This is a genomic window from Pseudomonas sp. NBRC 100443, from assembly GCF_030268185.1.
Lineage (GTDB): Bacteria > Pseudomonadota > Gammaproteobacteria > Pseudomonadales > Pseudomonadaceae > Pseudomonas > Pseudomonas citronellolis.
In genome coordinates, this window is sequence record NZ_BSQE01000012.1 from 45,083 (window position 1) to 60,762 (window position 15,680).

Here is a 15,680-nt window from a genome sequence, read left to right on the forward strand (position 1 = left end):
CCATGGAAACTTTTCTCTGAAGGTCTGCAATGGGTCGGTAACTGCCTTTCGCCAGAGGCAGCTACCGACCCAAAGCAGCCATCCAAGGCATAAAGGTCCGATCTTGATGAGCGTCTGGCGTTATCAGCGAACGGTGACTCCGCCGTTTACACAATCGTGAATGACGCCTTCTATCTTTCGACACAAAACGATCAGCACGTCCGAAATTTCGAAATTGGAAGGATCTATCGCCGTACCAAGCGTAGAGACGGTTATCGAAGATCCATCATTAATAACTTGGTCGGTCGTGGTCGACTGGACGGCTAATCTGGCATCACATTGAGCGATTCTTTGGGCAATATCAGAGTTCGGATCGAGATCTTCCCATTCGATAATTTCCTGAATTTCCCCAGGCACCCAATCAGGATCGTCCTCTATCTGAATTAGAAAAGGGATGGGAGTCTGGACTAGCAATTGTGGCACTACAATCCCATAGCCGCTCCACTCAGTCACTGAGACGTGCCACGAGGAGTTTTCTCGCAGATGTTTGGCAATGTCTGACAAAGTCAAACTAAAGCGTTTTGAGTTGTAGCAGATGTGTGCAGAGCTAGTCATAGCAGCGCGGCTGTCGACCATCGGTTATTTGCCTGGGATGCTAACGCTCTTGTGTTTTATAAACAATTTCAAATGACCGCTAATGGCCGATAGCCGCCACTGGCTGAAGGTTTCCCAGCGGCAGCCTGGACAATCAGCCCCCTTGCACCGATCTCGAATTCGTCAGGCGCAGTCAGGCTCCGGCGTGGGCGAGCCCATTGAACGGCTTTGCACCTCCCTGGAACCTCCTGGCCGCGCAGGTGAAAAGCGCTCAGCCAGGCACGATCTTTCACCCAGTTGCCGTGCCGGCACGGCTCGCTCGACTAGCGACATGGCGATGATCGTGGTGACTACGAGCATAAGCCGCCCCCCTCAAAAAGAGCGTACCGCCGGACTGGCCAATTCCTGCAGGTAGGTGAGGTCGCACAGCCGCCATTGCCGGAGGCGGCCCTGGATGCGCCCTGCCTGTTGCCAGTCGGAGAGCAGACGGCTGAGGGATTCCGGGCGAATGCCCAGGTGAGTGGCGAGTTGGCGCTGGCTGATCGGCAGCATCAGGCTTTCGCCCTGGCGACGGTGCAGGCCCAGCAGGTAGGCGGCCAGGCGCTGGGAGGCGGAGCTGGCGGTCAGCCAGTCGACCTCGTTGACCTGGCGGTAGAGACGCAGGCTGAGGCTTTCCAGCATGCGCATGGCCAATGGCGGATGGCCCTCGCAGGCCTTGTGCAGCGCGTTGCGGCTCAGTCGGAAGAATTCGCCGCTACCCTGGCAGCGGGCGTTCATCGGGTAGCGGCCGTGGGGCATGAACATGGCCGCCTCGGCGATCAGCTGACCTTCGCGGAACAGCTGGAAGACATGCTCTTCGCCGTCGCAGGTGAAGCGCAGCATTTCCACGCAGCCACGCCGCACCAGCAGGAAGTGCTCGGCCGGGTCGCCTTCGCGGAACAGCAGTTTGCCGCCCTCGGCGCGCAGCAGACTGGCCGAGTCGCACAGGCTGGCTATGAGGCCCTGCGGCAGGTCGGCGAAGAGGGGGATGGCGCCCAGCAATCGCAGGCATTCGCCGCGGTCTGGCGCGAACTTAACATTTGTCATTCGTGGCGTGCGGGCGGGCTGCAATGATCTGCGAATGAAGATAAGTCTTATTCGTAAGTCAATCAATCGAAGGCTCCCCCGCCTGCTCCTTTCTTTCGTTCTGGCGGCGGGCGCCTGCCTGCAGGCGCCCGCCGGTACAGCCAGGGAAGCGGTGCTGCGGCTGGGCGGCCCCGGCGCCGTGGTGAGCTTCCCGTTGCTGCACATGGTTGAGAGCGGCGCTCTGCAACAGTACGCCGAGCGCGTCGAGTTTCGCCTCTGGCAGAACCCCGATCAGTTGCGCGTGCTGCTGGCCAAGAACGAACTCGACTACAGCGCCGCCCCGGTGAACCTGCCGGCGCTGATGGCCGGGCGCGGGCAGCCCGTGCGGCTGCTCAACGTCTCGGTGTGGGGAATCATCTGGCTGGTGAGCCGCGACCCCCAGGTGAAGGGTTTCGCCGACCTGGCCGGCAAGGAGGTGGTGCTGCCGTTCCAGCGCGACCTGCCGGCGATCCTGGTCGATGAATTGCTGCTCAGCCACGGCCTGAAGCCGGGCAGGGACCTGACGCTGCGCCCGGTCCGCGATGGCCAGGACGCCCAGGCGCTGCTGCTGGCAGGCCGCGCCGATCATGCCCTGCTGGTGGAGCCGGCGGTGTCCCTGCTGCTTTGGCGCAACCGCAGCCAGGGCGGGGCGCCGCTGTACCGCGTGCAAAGCCTGGAGAGCGCCTGGCGGCAGGCCTTCCCGCAGCAGGCCGAACTGCCTCAGGCAGGGCTGATGAGCAGCCCGCAGCGCGCCGAGGACGGCGAACTGGCGCGGGCGGTGGATGCCGCCTACGCCGAGTCTGCCCGTTGGTGCAGCGCGCACCCGCGGGCCTGCGCGGAGCTGGTCCATCGGCACCTGCCGCACCTGCCGGTGGGGGCGCTGGAAGAGTCCATCCGCGTCACGCGCCTGGAGAGTGTTTCCGCCAGCGCTGCGCGTGGGCCGCTGGAGGCGCTGTTCGGGCTGATCGCCAAGCGCCATCCGCAGGCAATCGGGGGCGCCCTGCCGCCCGCCAGCTTCTATGGACCCTGAGATGACACCCATGACTTCCCGACGCTGGGCCTTGCTGGGCGGCGCGCTTCTGCTGGTGGGCTGGCAGTTGCTGGCGCTGCGCCTGGGTCCGCTGCTCATGGCAACGCCATGGCAGACGCTGCAGGCCATGGTCCGCCTGCCTTTCGAGGCCGACTTCCGACTGAACGCCGGCGCCAGTTTGCTGCGTATCGTCCTGGGCGTCGGCCTGGGCTGCCTGCTGGGCTTCTGCCTGGGGCTGCTGGCCGGGCTCGACGCCCGTGTGCGCGGTCTGCTGGAGCCGCTGCGCTGGCTGCTGATGTCGGTGCCGCCGGTGGTGGTCGTGGTGCTGGCGATGCTCTGGGTCGGTCTCGGTTCGGCCATGGTGGTGCTGATCAGTGTACTGATGCTGGCGCCGGGCATGTACGTGAACACCGTCAAGGGCATGCAGATGGTCGACCGCGGCCTGCTGGAGATGGCGCGGGTCTACCGCTTCAGCCCCTGGCAGAAGCTGCGGCGGCTCTATATCCCCTCACTCACCGCGCCGCTGGGCGCGGCGCTGCTGATCGCCACCTGCGGCGGCGTGCGCCTGGTGGTGATGGCCGAAGTGCTGGGCGCGGAAAGTGGCGCCGGTTTCGCGCTGGCCAATGCGCGCAGCACCTTCGATAGCGCCGGGCTGTATGCCTGGACGCTGCTGATCCTGCTGCTGGTCGCCGCGCTGGAGTTTCTTCTGCTGCAGCCGCTGCAGCGGCGCATGGGCCGTTGGCAGGAGGCCGCCCATGCTTGAGTGGCACGGCGTCGATCTGGTGCTGGGCGAGCGTCGGGTGTTTGCCGATGCCTCCCTGCGCCTGCTGCCCGGCGAGCGGGTCGGCATTCTCGGGCCCAGCGGCGCCGGCAAGAGCAGCCTGCTGCGCCTGGCTGCCGGCCTTCTGAAGCCCCGCCGGGGGCGGCTGGAGAATGGATTCCGCCACCCCGTGCTGGCCTTCCAGGAGCCGCGCCTGCTGCCTTGGTGCCGGGTCGCGGAGAACCTGGAAATCCCCCTGCGGGCGAGCGGCCTCGAGCGTGCGGCTGCGCGGCGGATGGCCAGCCACTGGCTGGAACGCGTCGGCCTCGCCGGGCACGAGCGCGCCTGGCCGCATCAACTGTCCGGCGGCATGGCCCAGCGCGTTGCCCTGGCGCGCGCGTTCTCGATCGAGCCGGACCTGCTGCTGCTCGACGAGCCATTCAGCGCGCTGGACCCGGCCCTGCGCGAATCCCTGCTCGACCTCTGCCGCGACTGGCTCGCCAGCTCGGGCGCGGCGCTGCTCTGCGTCAGCCACCATCCGGCCGAGCTGATCGGCCTGGTGGAGCGCTTCGTGCTGGTCAACGACGGCGCGTTGCAGCCCTTCGACCTCACCGGATACGCCGCCGACCAGGCGGCGACGGTGCTGCATCAGACCCTGCTGGCCCTGGAGGCACCCGCGCCATGATCTATCCCATCCTGCTGACCCTGCACCTGTTCGCCGCGCTGATGTTCGTCGGCACGGTGTTCTTCGAGGTGCTGATCCTCGAAAGCGTGCGCAAGCACGTGCCGGCCGCGGTGATGCGCCAGGTGGAGCAGGGCATCGGCAAGCGTGCGCGGCGGCTGATGCCCTGGGTGCTGCTGGTGCTGTTCGGCGCCGGCCTGGGCATGGTCTGGACGCGCTACCTGCCGTTGCTGGCGGACCCGCTGGCATCGTCCTTCGGCACCTTGCTGAGCCTGAAGATCCTGCTCGCCCTGAGCGTGCTCGGGCACTTCTTCAGCGCCATGTTCCTGCTCCACAGCGGGCGCATGAATTCGACGTATTTCCGCCGAATCCACCTGAGCGTCTTCAGCCACATGGTCGGCATCGTGCTGCTGGCCAAGGGCATGTTCTACCTGAGCTGGTAAGCCAGATTTCGTGCAGACGGAGCTTGTCATGAGTCGTTGTCCTTCCCCGAAACGCCATTTTCCCTCGAAACTTTCACTTCCCCTGCTGGCCCTCGGCCTGCTGCCACTGGCGGTGGCGGCGGAGGACCGCCTCGAGCTGGAGCCGATGCAGATCAGCGAAAAAAGCCTCGCGCCGGTCAGCCAGTCCGCGCAGGCCGAGCGCCAGCGCCTGGCCCGCGTACCGGGCGGCACCAACCTCGCCGAGCCGCAGCAGGAGACACGCCTGGCGACCCTGCGCGATGCGCTGGATTACCAGCCCGGCCTGGTGATCCAGGACTTCTTCGGCGGCACCGACCAGCCGCGCCTGAACATCCGGGGTTCGGGCATCCAGAGCAATCCGGTCAACCGCGGCGTGCTGCTGCTGCAGGACGGGCTGCCGCTCAACGAGGCCGACGGTTCCTTCATCATCGGCCTGCTGGAGCCGCGCAATGCGTCGTGGATCAGTGCCCGCCGCGGCGCCAACGCCGGCAGCCCCGGCGCCACCACCCTGGGTGGCGAGCTGGAGTTCAACTCGCTGACCGGCGCCGACGAAGCCGGACGCGTCCGCCTGGAGGCTGGCAGCTTTGGCCGCCAGGGCCTGCAGGCTGCCGCCGGGCTGGATGAGGGGCGGTACGATGGACGGGTGAGCGTCAGCCACGACGAGTACGACGGCTATCGCCACCACTCCGCTTCCCATCGCACCATAATGCAGAGCAACTTCGGCCTGGACCTGGGCAACGGCGTACAGAATCGCAGCTACCTGTCCTACAGCGACCTGACTTTCGAGATTCCCAACGTCATCACCAAGGCGCGTCTGAAGGACGATCCGCGCAGCGTGCTGGGCGACGGCAACACGCCGCAGGACCGCTTGCTCAACGTCTACCAGCGTGACCCGCACCGCGATACCCAGCAACTGCGGCTGGCTAACCGTACGCAGTGGAGCGGGGCGGGCTGGCAGCAGAGCTTCGGCATCTACGGGCAGAACACCCAGGACGATTTCACTGATCCGCTCAGCCACACGCTGACCGACAGCGACACGCTCGGTGCGCAATGGCTGCTCGAAGGCGAGCAGCGCCTGTTCGGCTACCGCCTGGGCGCCAGTTGGTCCTACAGCGACATGACCCGCGAGCTGTACGCCAACAACCCCCAGAACGGAAGCCGCATGCAGCGTTTCGGCAACTTCGACCTCACGGCCTCCAACCTCGATCTGCTGCTTGGCCTGGACTGGAACCTGGCGGCGGACTGGACCCTGGTGACCGAGGTGAAGTGGAGCGATGTCAGCCGCGATGCGGATTCGCGTGATGGCGCCGGCCATCTCGACCAGGGCTGGAACTTCGCCACGCCGAAGATCGGCCTGAACTGGACGCCCAGCCCGGACCTGCGCTGGTACGCCAACATCAGCCGCAGCCACGAAGCGCCGACCTTCTGGGAAATCGTTTCCGCCGAAGTCTCGCCCGCAGCCCCGGCGACGGCGCAGGCGCAGCTGGTCGACCTCGACGTGCAGCGCGCTACCACCTACGAGATCGGCGGCGCCGGTCGCATCGCCCGCACCGACTGGAGCCTGACGCTGTACCAGAGCGACGTGGAAGACGAGCTGATCTCCACCAGCGACGCCTACGGGGTGAAGGTGGGAACCTACAACTACGGCTCGCGCACCCGCCACCGCGGTGTCGAAGCGGGGCTCAACGGCATGCTGCCGACGGCATCCAGCATCGGCGGCGACCTGGCCTACCGGGTGGCGTGGACCTTCAGCGACTTCCGCTTCCGCGGCGGCGAGTTCCAGGGCAACCGGATCGCCGGCGTGCCGCGCCAGCTCTGGTCGGCCGAGCTGCTCTACCGGCGCGGGCCGTGGAGCGTCGGGCCCAACCTGCGCTGGCTGCCCCAGGGCACCCCGACCGACCACGCCAACACCCGCAACAACTATCAGGACGCCTATGCGCTCTGGGGCCTCAAAGCCGCCTACAAGGCACGCGAGGGCCTGAGTGTGTATGTGCAGGGCGACAACCTGGCGGACAAGACCTATGCCAGCAGCTACGTGATCCGCAACCGCGCCGATGCCAGCCAGCCGACCTTTCTCAGCGGCAACGGGCGCAGCCTGACCGTGGGGGTGGAATACGCTTTCTAGGGGCGCTTGCTCCCAGCCTGCTCGCCACGCCGCACCGCCAGCGCCTGCGGGTTCGCAACGTTCTTCGGCTTGCCTTCGAAGAAGGCCAGCACATTGTCGAAGGCATCGCCGAAGTACAGCTCATAGCCGTTTTTCTCCACGTACCCCAGGTGCGGGGTGCAGAGCGCGCGCGGGTGGTTCAGCAGGGGGTTGTCGGGGGCGAGCAGGGGTTCCTGTTCGTAGACGTCCACGGCCGCGTAGCCGGGGCGTCCCGCGTCCAGGGCCTGGAGCAATGCGCCGGGGGCGATCAGCTCGGCGCGGCTGATGTTCACCAGCAGGGCGCTGCTTTTCATCCGCGTGAGGTCGGCGAGGGTGACGCCATGGCGAGTGTTTTCGGACAGGCGCAGGTTGAGGCTGAGGATGTCCGCTTCGGCGAAGAAGGCTTCGCGAGAGGTCGCTGCCTGATGGCCGTCGGCCGTGGCGGCCGCCCGGCTGCCTTCGCTGCCCCAGACCAGCACCGGCATGTCGAACGCCCGGGCGTAGCGCGCCAGGCGCTGTCCGATCTTGCCGTAGCCCCAGATGCCCAGCGTTTGCCCGGCCAGTGCCTGGCCCACATTGACCTGCCAGTGGCCCGCCTTGAACGCTTCGATGGCCGGTACCAGCTGCCGGCGCGCATCGAGGATGAGCGCCCAGGCCAGTTCGGCGGGCGCCACGGGCGAGCCGCGGCCTTCGGTCACGACGATGCCGCGTTCGGTGCAGGCGTCGAGGTCGAGATGGCCCGAGACCTTGCCCGTCTGGCTGATCAGCTTGAGCTTCGGCAGCCTGTCGAGCAGCGCGGCATCGATGCGTGTGCGTTCGCGGGTGAGCACCAGGGCGTCGGCGTCGGCGAACCGCGTCGCCAGCTCGTCCGGCGACGCCGGGCCCAGGTCGTGGATCAGGGTGACCTCGTGCCCGGCCAGGCGGGCGAAGCAGTCGAGCGTCTGGATGGCGTGTTGGTAGTCGTCGGGGATGACGATGTGCATGTGGGTTCGGTCCCTGCGGTCATGTGAGCGACCTCGGGACGATAGCCGATTTCCGGGGGGATTTCGTGGGGGCTGCGTTCCGCACGGCGCCTGGAACTTGCCAGCGGCGCGCCTGTGCTAATGTGCGCGCACACCACCCTCTGGTCCCGAATGCCCATGTCCACCGCCGACAGCCTGCTTGCCTTTACCTTCGCTGCCACATTGCTGGCGCTGACTCCCGGCCTGGATACCGCCCTGGTGCTCCGGACGGCCGCGGTGGAAGGCAAGCGCGAAGGGCTGCGCGCCGCGCTGGGGATCAACGCCGGCTGCCTGCTGTGGGGCGCCGCCGTCGCTTTCGGGCTGGGCGCGTTGATCGCCGTGTCCGAGTTGGCCTTCAACGCGCTGAAGTACTGCGGCGCCGCCTACCTGGCATGGCTCGGGTTGAACCTGCTGCTGCGGCCGCGGCATAGCCTGGCGTCAGTCGAAACCCGGGGCAGGGCGGAAACCAACTGGTTCCTCAAGGGCATGCTGGGCAACCTGCTGAACCCCAAGGTCGGTGTCTTCTACGTCTCGTTCCTGCCCCAGTTCATCCCGCAGGGCCAGCCCCTGGTGGCCTGGACCTTCGGCCTGGTCGGCATCCATGTGGCGATAGGTCTGCTCTGGTCGCTGGCCCTCATCGGCGCGACGCGGCCGCTGGCGGGGGTGTTGCGTCGCGAAAAGGTCATCAAGTGGATGGACAGGACGACGGGCACGGTCTTTCTCCTGTTCGCCGCGCGGCTGGCGCTGAGCCGGCGTTGAGGCCCTCCGTGCCAAAGATGGCGTTATCCGCCGAATCGCGGACGGAGTCCGCTCCTACAAGGTAGCCGGGAGGCACGGCATTCCTCCCCCGTAGGAGCGGACCTTGTCCGCGATAGCCGGAGGTATCGGCGCGGTTCGCGGATGAGATCCGCTACGTAGCCCCACCCGCGCCATTCCCCTGTAGGAGCGCGCCCTGCGCGCGAATCGCGGGCAGGGCCCGCCCCTACGAAGAGCAGCGCATGCTCCAGCAGGCTGCAGGCAAGAGCCTGCGCCTACCCCCCGTAGGATGGGTTGAGCGAAGCGATACCCATCACCAATGGCAGCATGGGTTTCGCAGGCTCAACCCATCCTACGAAGAGCGCCTCGGCGAGTGGCTCTTACGTTCCCCGTCCGCGATGGGACTCACCGGCCACGCCGAACGCCCCGGTGGCACGGCCTGCTGCCGAACCACGGTTGCGGCGGGGCCTTGCGGTCGGATGCTCTGCGCAACCGGTGATAGACTGGGCCGTTTCAGCGCCCCTGCCTGGCCAAGGAGATTCAGGCGGGGCAGGTCGTTGGCCCCATCGATGCCGATCGGCAGCTCGTCGGCGTAGCCATCGCCGTCGAGGTCCACCGAGCCGTAGGTGAAGGCCTTGTCCAGGTGCTGGTATTCGCCGCCGAGGGTGAATTCGTGGGTGCGGCCGGCGAACTGGAAGGGCGCGGTGACGAAGCTGTCCAGGCCGAGTGTCTTGATGCGCTCGTAGTACGAGTAGCGCGCCGCATCCGCGGTCTGGGTGTCCGGGTCGATCACCCAGGTGGTTCAGCTGATTCTGATCATCCAGGCGCGGGAAGGTGCCCTGGGCCAGGTCGGCCGCCTGGCTGGTGCAGCCCAGGCGACCGTACAGCCAACCCTTCAGCCAGCTGTTGTGCTCCATGTACAACAGCCCCATCTGATTCTTGCTCAAGCCACGACCTCCCACCCAGGAAGCGTGAACGATAATTGATAGTCATTCTCGCTTCAGTGGGTGGCTGTCGGCTCGGCGTGCGGGCCTGTCCGGGAGGATCGCCGATGTCCTTTAAGCGCTTGCGCTTTTCTTCTGCAGGATCACCGACGCTTCGTTATAGGCACGCTGGAAGGCCTCGCTTTCGACCCAGGCCAATGCCGTGTCTTCGTCTTCGCCGTGGAGGATCGAGCGATAGACGATCAGCAGGCCTATGATGAAATCGGTCGCAGCCTCTTCCGGCTCCTCGGCGATCACCAGCTGCAGCAGCGGGTATTGCAGGAACACCAGGCACATGGCGAGCAGGCTGATGTCCTCGGCGTCTTCCATGGCCTGGAACAGATCGCTGAAATATGCCGGGTCGAAGCCGTTCTCCTCGATGTTCTCGAAGTCGAAGGCGCTCAAGTCGAGATCGAAATCCTCGAACGGCTCGTTGATCAGTGGATTGGCCAGAAGCGGATGGACGACATGGGCTTTCGACTTGCCCATGCGGTTCTGCTTGGCCTTGGCTTTGGCCCGTCGGGCACGCTTCTTCTGTTTGTCTGGGGAGGCCATGGAGGCGGGTTCCTTCTTGGCTGGGTTCTACGGTCTAACTGGCGACGCCGAGCCCCCGAAGCAGATCGGAGTTCGGCCACAATGCACATCTTAACTTCTGGCCGCTCTCTGTCGGTCGTGACTGGCAGAACGCTCCGCTCGGCGGCCAGGGACGGGGGCATTGATGGCGTAGCCTACATGAGCTCAAGACCTGGATGGTGAACCACCTTGCTGGATGCCAGCAGGGACCGATGCGCTAGTTCGCGGATTTGGCATTCTGCCGGATCTTCTCCAATTGCTCCTGCAGGCCGACCGTGCGGAAGGTGCCGTCGACGCTTTTGACGCAGAGATCCTGAAGCACGGGGCGTTCGAGGGTGGTGGTGCCGACGTTGCTCAGCTTGCGAGCGCGGATCACGCAGCCGCTCTTGAAAGTGCTGATCTTGAGCATTTCCAGCTGGAGTTCGTAGTCGTGTCCGGGCTCGGGGGTGAAGAGGATGGGTTTGGGCCAGCAGCTGTAAGCGCCTCCGCCGGTTGCGAAGGCGGCGATCAGAGGTTTGTTTGCAGGCACCACGTATTCGTCGTACTGCAGCCTCGACTCGTTGATGGCCTGCGATGCCTTGGTCGCGGGTATGCCGATGACCAGGTTGCGCTTGTCCGAATCACGCCAGGGGTAAAGACCGGAGGTGTCGATATGTGCGTCTTTCCAGCCGGTCTGCTCGCGCGGCGTAGCAGATCGCTGTCGCGAAGGCCGCTGGAGCGGAGGTCATCTTCGGTGGCAAACGATCGATCGCCCCGGCTTTTTCCCTTCAGCGATGAGCCTCACGAGTGTCATTCTCGACAACCCGCTGTTCATATGCGTGACGGAATCACGTGATGGCGCATGAAGGACCCAGGACAGAAGGAGGCCATGCGCTTGTCGCAGATGTCGCTGAACCGTCCAGGAAAAGACGTCTTGGCCAAGAGGCGAGGCGGCGGCGCCGAACCAGGCTTCGGTTCGGTCACCGCCTGTGATTGCAGGTCAGGCTCAATGCCGGACCTTCGGCTTCGGCCGGCCCTGTACGCACTTGAAGCGCGGGTTGGACTTGCAGATCACGTACAGCCGGCCGCGCCGTTTCACCACCTGGCAATCGCGGTGGCGCAGCTTGGCCTTCTTCAGCGAGGCGAGAACTTTCATCACGCCCCCTTGTTGCCGACGAACCCGGCAAAGCGCTTGTTGAAGCCGGCCACGCGGCCCTCGGCCTTGGTCTTGCGCTGCTCGCCGGTGTAGACCGGGTGCGAGGCGCTGGACACGTCCAGGGTCATGTAGGGGTAGGTGTTGCCGTCGACGTAGGTGTGGGTCTTGTCCGTCTGCGCGGTGGAGCGGATCAGGTAGAACACGTCGGCGGCCGTGTCGTGGAACAGCACGGGGCGGTACTCGGGGTGGATGCCTGGTTTCATGGTGCCTCCTGTGTGTAATGTAATAATATTACATTTAGGCGAGAAGGATTCGCAATACCGCATGTCCGGTGGGTCAAGGTCGGGCCTTTCAGGGAGGAGAGGGGGCTGCTGCATGGACATGCCTGCCCTTGTTGCACGTGTCTCCAACGATCAACGCGCGGGTGCGTTTGAATGCACCCGTGCTTGCCGCCGTCCAGCGTTCACATAATGGAACGCTGAAGGCCATTTGGCGCGACTACCGGCAACATCGTTGCGGAATTACCGTGACTGCCGTCGGCTACGTCGAGAGCGCTGGAGGCCCCGGCCCCGGGCCGTTTCAGCTTCGACACCGGGACCGGCACGCGTCGCTCCCGGTCCGCATTCCCTTCGTATTTGCCGGCAGCCAGGGCAGGCGGCACGGGTTCGGCTTGTCCGCGCTCCGTGAATTGGGCCCAGGCCTGTGCGCCCGTCCTGGCGGGCACCTTTCCGATTTCAAGAACAAGAGTACGGAGTCACGCTCATGAACCCGCAAAACATCTCCCATGTCATCGAAGTCCCGGTCCTGATCGTCGGCGGCGGCCCCTCCGGCCTGACGGCTTCGCTGCTGCTGTCGCGCTATGGCATCCGCAACCTGCTGGTCAACAAGTACCGCTGGACCGCCAACAGCCCGCGTGCGCACATCACCAACCAGCGCACCATGGAGGTGTTCCGCGACGCGGGCGTCGAGGCGCAGGTGGTGGCCGCCGCCAGCCCCCACGAACTGATGGCCAACAACGTCTGGGCCACCAGCTTCAGCGGCCAGGAGCTGGGCCGCCTGCTCACCTGGGGCAACGCCATCGAGCGCAAGTCCGACTATGAGCTGGCCAGCCCCTCGGCCATGTGCAACATCCCCCAGCACCTGATGGAGCCGATCCTCGCCAACGAGGCCCTGCGCGCGGGCAGCGAGATGCGCTTCAACAACGAACTGCTGGACTTCACCCAGGACGGGGAGGGCGTCACCGCGCGCATTCTCGACCGCGGCACCGGGCGCGAATTCACCGTGCGCGCCCAGTACATGATCGGCGCCGACGGCGCCCGCAGCCGGGTGATGGAACTGCTCGGTATCCCCCTGGAAGGCGAGATGGGCCTGGGCTGCGCGGTGAACGTCTGGCTGCGCGCCGACCTGCGCCGCTACTGCGAGAGCCGCCCGGGCGTGCTCTACTGGATGGTCCAGCCGGGCAACGACTACTGGGTCGGCAGCGGCACCTTCATCTGCGTCCGCCCGTGGAACGAATGGGTGATGCTGTTCATGTACGACCCCGCCCAGGGCGAGCCGGACCTCGGCGAGGCCGCGGTGATCGAGCGGGCGCGGCGGGTGATCGGCGATGCCGACATCCCGGTGGAGATCCTGGCCACCAGCAAGTGGCAGATCAACCACGTGGTCGCCCAGCGCTATGCCGAGGGCCGGGTGTTCTGCTGCGGCGACGCCGTGCACCGCCACCCGCCGGCCAACGGCCTGGGTACCAACACCTCGGTGCAGGATGCCTACAACCTGGCCTGGAAACTGGCCCTGGTGCTCAAGGGCCAGGCCGGCCCCGGGCTGCTGGACAGTTACTCCGCCGAGCGCCAGCCCGTCGGCCGCCAGGTGGTGGACCGGGCCATGGAAAGCGTGCGCAACATGCTGCCGATCTCCAACGCCCTGGGCTTCAAGCCGGGCCAGAGCGAGGCCGAGGGCTGGAACAGCCTGCACGAACTGAGCGCCGACAGCCCGCTGGGCCGCGAACGCCGCGCCGCCCTGGAAAAGGCCATCCAGCTGCAGCACTACCAGTTCAGCTGCCACGGCGTGGAACTGGGGCAGCGCTATGGCAGCGGCGCGGTACTCGCCGACGGCAGCGAAGAACCGGCCTACACCCGCGACCGCGAACTCTACTACCACCCCACCACCTGGCCCGGCGCCCACCTGCCGCACGCCTGGCTGCACGACACCGCCGGACGCAAGCTGTCCACCCTCGACCTCTGCGGCCAGGGCCGCCTGACCCTGCTCACCGGCCACGGCGGCGATGCCTGGTGCCGGGCTGCCGAGACGCTGGGGCGCGAGCTGGGTATCGACCTGGCGGTGCGCCGTATCGGCCTGGGCCTCGATTACGAAGACAGCTACGGCGACTGGGCGCGGCTGCGGGAGATCGACGAGGAGGGATGCCTGCTGGTGCGGCCGGATCAGCATGTGGCTTGGCGTTCGCAGGGTGCGGCGGCTGATGCTGATGCGGTGTTGTTGCGGGCGGTCAGGGCGGTGTTGGCGCGGGACTGAGGCTTCGTTCCACGTTCTGCGGGATAGCGGTCCAGGGAGGGGCCGCGGTGGTTAGCTGAGGAGTTATTCGAGGGTAGAAAAGTAAATCTCTCTATCTACCAGGCTGTTTGTGACCGATAACTGCTTTTGGCGAGGGGCTGCTTCCGACCCAAAGCGGACCACCAAGGCTGTTTACCTATATTTGGGTCTTAGATGTTCGAGAGGACATCGCAGCAAACTGTGTCGTTCGGCTTGGTCAATCAGTCCATCCCATGGCCACCAGGTGCTTTCTGGTATCGCCGCGCGATGTGCATCTTGAAGGGACGAATCGCACTATCGGTATTGCCGATGATATGCACCATAGCTTGGGCAGCCACTTTGGAATTGAGTTCCACGACAGCAGCCTCATCAACCTCATTTTTTCCCGGAGTGAACCGTTCGGAATCGCAGATGATGTAGGCAATTCGCGGTGAAATTGGGTAAAAGAAGTCTGCATTTTTAGGTGCGCCGAATACAGTCTCTGAAACACACGAGTGTACATTCACAACAGGTTGATCGGACGTGATGAAAGGAAAGTTAGTATCATTTATCAATAATGCGTGCCTAGCATTGTGGCGATCTACGTAAAGGCTTGATCCGATATTCATTCCGAACATGTAACTCAGAAACCACCACGCGTGCGCCATTGCGTCGGCCACTTCAACTTCAAGGGCGGTGCGCCTAGATAGAGCCTGGATAGCACCATCTCGAAAGGTCTTCGTGCGGGATATCTGCTGACCGAAGAACGCCATAAACCCGGCCATATATTTTTTATCCTGCAATATATCGAGCTGTTCATCAGCCAACGCAGCTAATACTGGGAGCACCTCTCTTTCGTGGGACGCGTGTAGATTTTCGAGTAGATTGCACTTCGCCGCATGGATATGACGCTCGACTTCCTGATTCTGAATGCCAGAATTTTGGTAGATCGTCTCAGTGTGCTGCATCTTCAGGAAGTCATTAAGGTAGGACATGTGCAGTTGTTGAAGATGGTCGGGGCTTTTCCGGGAAAAACCTTTGATTACTTCAATATGCTTGCTGGTAAGCGTTGTGGTCTTGTAAAAATAGTTGTCGGCAACTATCGCACGTACGCTGTCGAGGGCAATTTTTCCAGTTTTCGTGGTGTAGAAAACCTTCTGCGCCCCATTGCCCCAGCGGGTCAGGTACTTCGCCCAGACATAATGGTGCCTCTTCTTGGCTTCGAGGTCTTTATGCGACATGAGAGTCCGTCCCATTGTGTGTTCGCCAGCAAGTTCTCAGCCTGCCAGCCTTCCGTCAAGCTAGATGCTGTACCAGCTTGTTGGCAATGTGAGTCGTCATCCCCTTCTGGCTATTCGTCTACTTCGCATCGAGTGAACCGAGCGCCTAACTTGAAAGGCCGCTATTGGGTGGAGGCTGACGATGATGAAGGAGGTCTTGATGATCGTCTCACCAAATGTGCATCAATCCGTATGCTGCCCGTGTGATCTTTAGGAGTGTCCAGGCCGCTATAAGCACTATGACGTAGCGAGCAATGGTCGAAGTAGTTTTGGTACTAGCATTTGGCGCGCATCTCCACACCCCAATCGATCCCGCAGCCAACGCTAGTGTGAGAGGCAAAAGCGAGGAAATCGCTACAACAGGCGGCCCAATGGATACAGGCATAGTGAAGAGCCACACCAGGGCCTGTATTCCCTGCTCAGTAGCTCCCCAGAAAGCGAGTATCAGGGCTGTAGTCCCCACTCCTAATGCCATGCATGGCAAGTAGAAGAGCCAGAACGACTTCCATAGAGGTTGGGTACCCGCCAAGAATTCCTTGAAGGACCATCCAAGTTGGCCATCCATAGCTACGCCTCCGCGCAAACCCTTAACGATGATGTTTCTCAGGAGATTAGATGGCTCAGGCCTTGCTGCCCAAACCAAGATTGCCATATGTACAGATGATGCTCGTCC

16 protein-coding genes are annotated in these 15,680 nt (G+C 64.1%); 7 read left to right on the forward strand and 9 right to left on the reverse strand.

Annotated elements, in window-relative coordinates:
• Nucleotides 1-123 precede the first annotated feature (123 nt).
• Together QSJ95_RS17030 and QSJ95_RS17035 are read right to left on the reverse strand one after the other, a co-directional pair.
• Complete coding sequence (locus tag QSJ95_RS17030) at nt 124-615, reverse strand: hypothetical protein (RefSeq protein WP_141679780.1); 492 nt, start codon at nt 613-615, stop codon at nt 124-126.
• Nucleotides 616-945: 330 nt separating this feature from the next.
• Nucleotides 946-1,659 carry a Crp/Fnr family transcriptional regulator gene (locus tag QSJ95_RS17035; protein ID WP_285643985.1) on the reverse strand — a complete coding sequence of 238 codons (714 nt, stop codon included), beginning with the start codon at nt 1,657-1,659 and terminating at the stop codon, nt 946-948.
• Between the two features lie 151 nt (nt 1,660-1,810).
• Here QSJ95_RS17035 and QSJ95_RS17040 point away from each other — a divergent pair, with 151 nt between their 5' ends.
• Genes QSJ95_RS17040 through QSJ95_RS17060 form a run of 5 tightly spaced genes read left to right on the forward strand, consistent with a single transcriptional unit; the run spans nt 1,811 to nt 6,735 of the window.
• Nucleotides 1,811-2,707 (forward strand): ABC transporter substrate-binding protein, encoded by an 897-nt coding sequence (locus QSJ95_RS17040; RefSeq protein ID WP_285643987.1) that lies wholly within the window; start codon nt 1,811-1,813, stop codon nt 2,705-2,707.
• 10 nt (nt 2,708-2,717) lie between these two features.
• On the forward strand, nt 2,718-3,470 hold the full coding sequence (locus QSJ95_RS17045; RefSeq protein ID WP_043315096.1) for an ABC transporter permease: 753 nt from the start codon (nt 2,718-2,720) through the stop codon (nt 3,468-3,470).
• Entirely contained in the window at nt 3,463-4,152 is a 690-nt protein-coding gene (locus tag QSJ95_RS17050; RefSeq protein WP_285643989.1) for an ABC transporter ATP-binding protein, read from the forward strand. The genes QSJ95_RS17045 and QSJ95_RS17050 overlap by 8 nt, the downstream gene beginning before the upstream one ends.
• The gene (locus tag QSJ95_RS17055) at nt 4,149-4,592 is read left to right on the forward strand and encodes a CopD family copper resistance protein (protein ID WP_009619009.1); all 444 of its coding nucleotides are present in this window, start codon (nt 4,149-4,151) and stop codon (nt 4,590-4,592) included. The genes QSJ95_RS17050 and QSJ95_RS17055 overlap by 4 nt, the downstream gene beginning before the upstream one ends.
• Nucleotides 4,593-4,620: 28 nt before the next feature.
• Nucleotides 4,621-6,735 (forward strand): TonB-dependent receptor family protein, encoded by a 2,115-nt coding sequence (locus QSJ95_RS17060; RefSeq protein WP_285643990.1) that lies wholly within the window; start codon nt 4,621-4,623, stop codon nt 6,733-6,735.
• On the opposite strand, the gene QSJ95_RS17065 is transcribed toward QSJ95_RS17060, so the two are convergent.
• The gene (locus QSJ95_RS17065; protein WP_285643992.1) at nt 6,732-7,736 is read right to left on the reverse strand and encodes a D-2-hydroxyacid dehydrogenase family protein; all 1,005 of its coding nucleotides are present in this window, start codon (nt 7,734-7,736) and stop codon (nt 6,732-6,734) included. The genes QSJ95_RS17060 and QSJ95_RS17065 overlap by 4 nt on opposite strands.
• 156 nt (nt 7,737-7,892) lie before the next feature.
• Between QSJ95_RS17065 and QSJ95_RS17070 the strand changes: the two genes are divergently transcribed.
• The gene (locus QSJ95_RS17070; protein WP_285643994.1) at nt 7,893-8,513 is read left to right on the forward strand and encodes a LysE family translocator; all 621 of its coding nucleotides are present in this window, start codon (nt 7,893-7,895) and stop codon (nt 8,511-8,513) included.
• Nucleotides 8,514-8,862: 349 nt separating this feature from the next.
• Here the strand turns inward: QSJ95_RS17070 and QSJ95_RS17075 are convergent, their stop codons facing one another.
• The 5 genes from QSJ95_RS17075 to QSJ95_RS17095 all read right to left on the reverse strand — a co-directional run bounded on the left by QSJ95_RS17075 (nt 8,863) and on the right by QSJ95_RS17095 (nt 11,464).
• Nucleotides 8,863-9,303 (reverse strand): hypothetical protein, encoded by a 441-nt coding sequence (locus QSJ95_RS17075; RefSeq protein ID WP_285643996.1) that lies wholly within the window; start codon nt 9,301-9,303, stop codon nt 8,863-8,865.
• A 265-nt stretch (nt 9,304-9,568) separates the two neighbouring features.
• Nucleotides 9,569-10,048: a hypothetical protein gene (locus QSJ95_RS17080; RefSeq protein ID WP_043315445.1), complete on the reverse strand. Its 480-nt coding sequence runs from the start codon at nt 10,046-10,048 to the stop codon at nt 9,569-9,571.
• 235 nt (nt 10,049-10,283) lie between these two features.
• Nucleotides 10,284-10,595: a hypothetical protein gene (locus QSJ95_RS17085; RefSeq protein ID WP_285643999.1), complete on the reverse strand. Its 312-nt coding sequence runs from the start codon at nt 10,593-10,595 to the stop codon at nt 10,284-10,286.
• Between the two features lie 456 nt (nt 10,596-11,051).
• Nucleotides 11,052-11,201: a type B 50S ribosomal protein L36 gene (ykgO, locus tag QSJ95_RS17090; protein WP_285644001.1), complete on the reverse strand. Its 150-nt coding sequence runs from the start codon at nt 11,199-11,201 to the stop codon at nt 11,052-11,054.
• On the reverse strand, nt 11,201-11,464 hold the full coding sequence (locus tag QSJ95_RS17095; RefSeq protein ID WP_009619021.1) for a type B 50S ribosomal protein L31: 264 nt from the start codon (nt 11,462-11,464) through the stop codon (nt 11,201-11,203). The genes ykgO and QSJ95_RS17095 overlap by 1 nt, the downstream gene beginning before the upstream one ends.
• Nucleotides 11,465-11,963: 499 nt before the next feature.
• Between QSJ95_RS17095 and QSJ95_RS17100 the strand changes: the two genes are divergently transcribed.
• Entirely contained in the window at nt 11,964-13,730 is a 1,767-nt protein-coding gene (locus tag QSJ95_RS17100; RefSeq protein ID WP_285644004.1) for an FAD-dependent monooxygenase, read from the forward strand.
• Nucleotides 13,731-13,969: 239 nt separating this feature from the next.
• Here the strand turns inward: QSJ95_RS17100 and QSJ95_RS17105 are convergent, their stop codons facing one another.
• Entirely contained in the window at nt 13,970-14,968 is a 999-nt protein-coding gene (locus QSJ95_RS17105; protein ID WP_285644006.1) for a DUF4238 domain-containing protein, read from the reverse strand.
• Between the last annotated feature and the right edge of the window lie 712 nt (nt 14,969-15,680).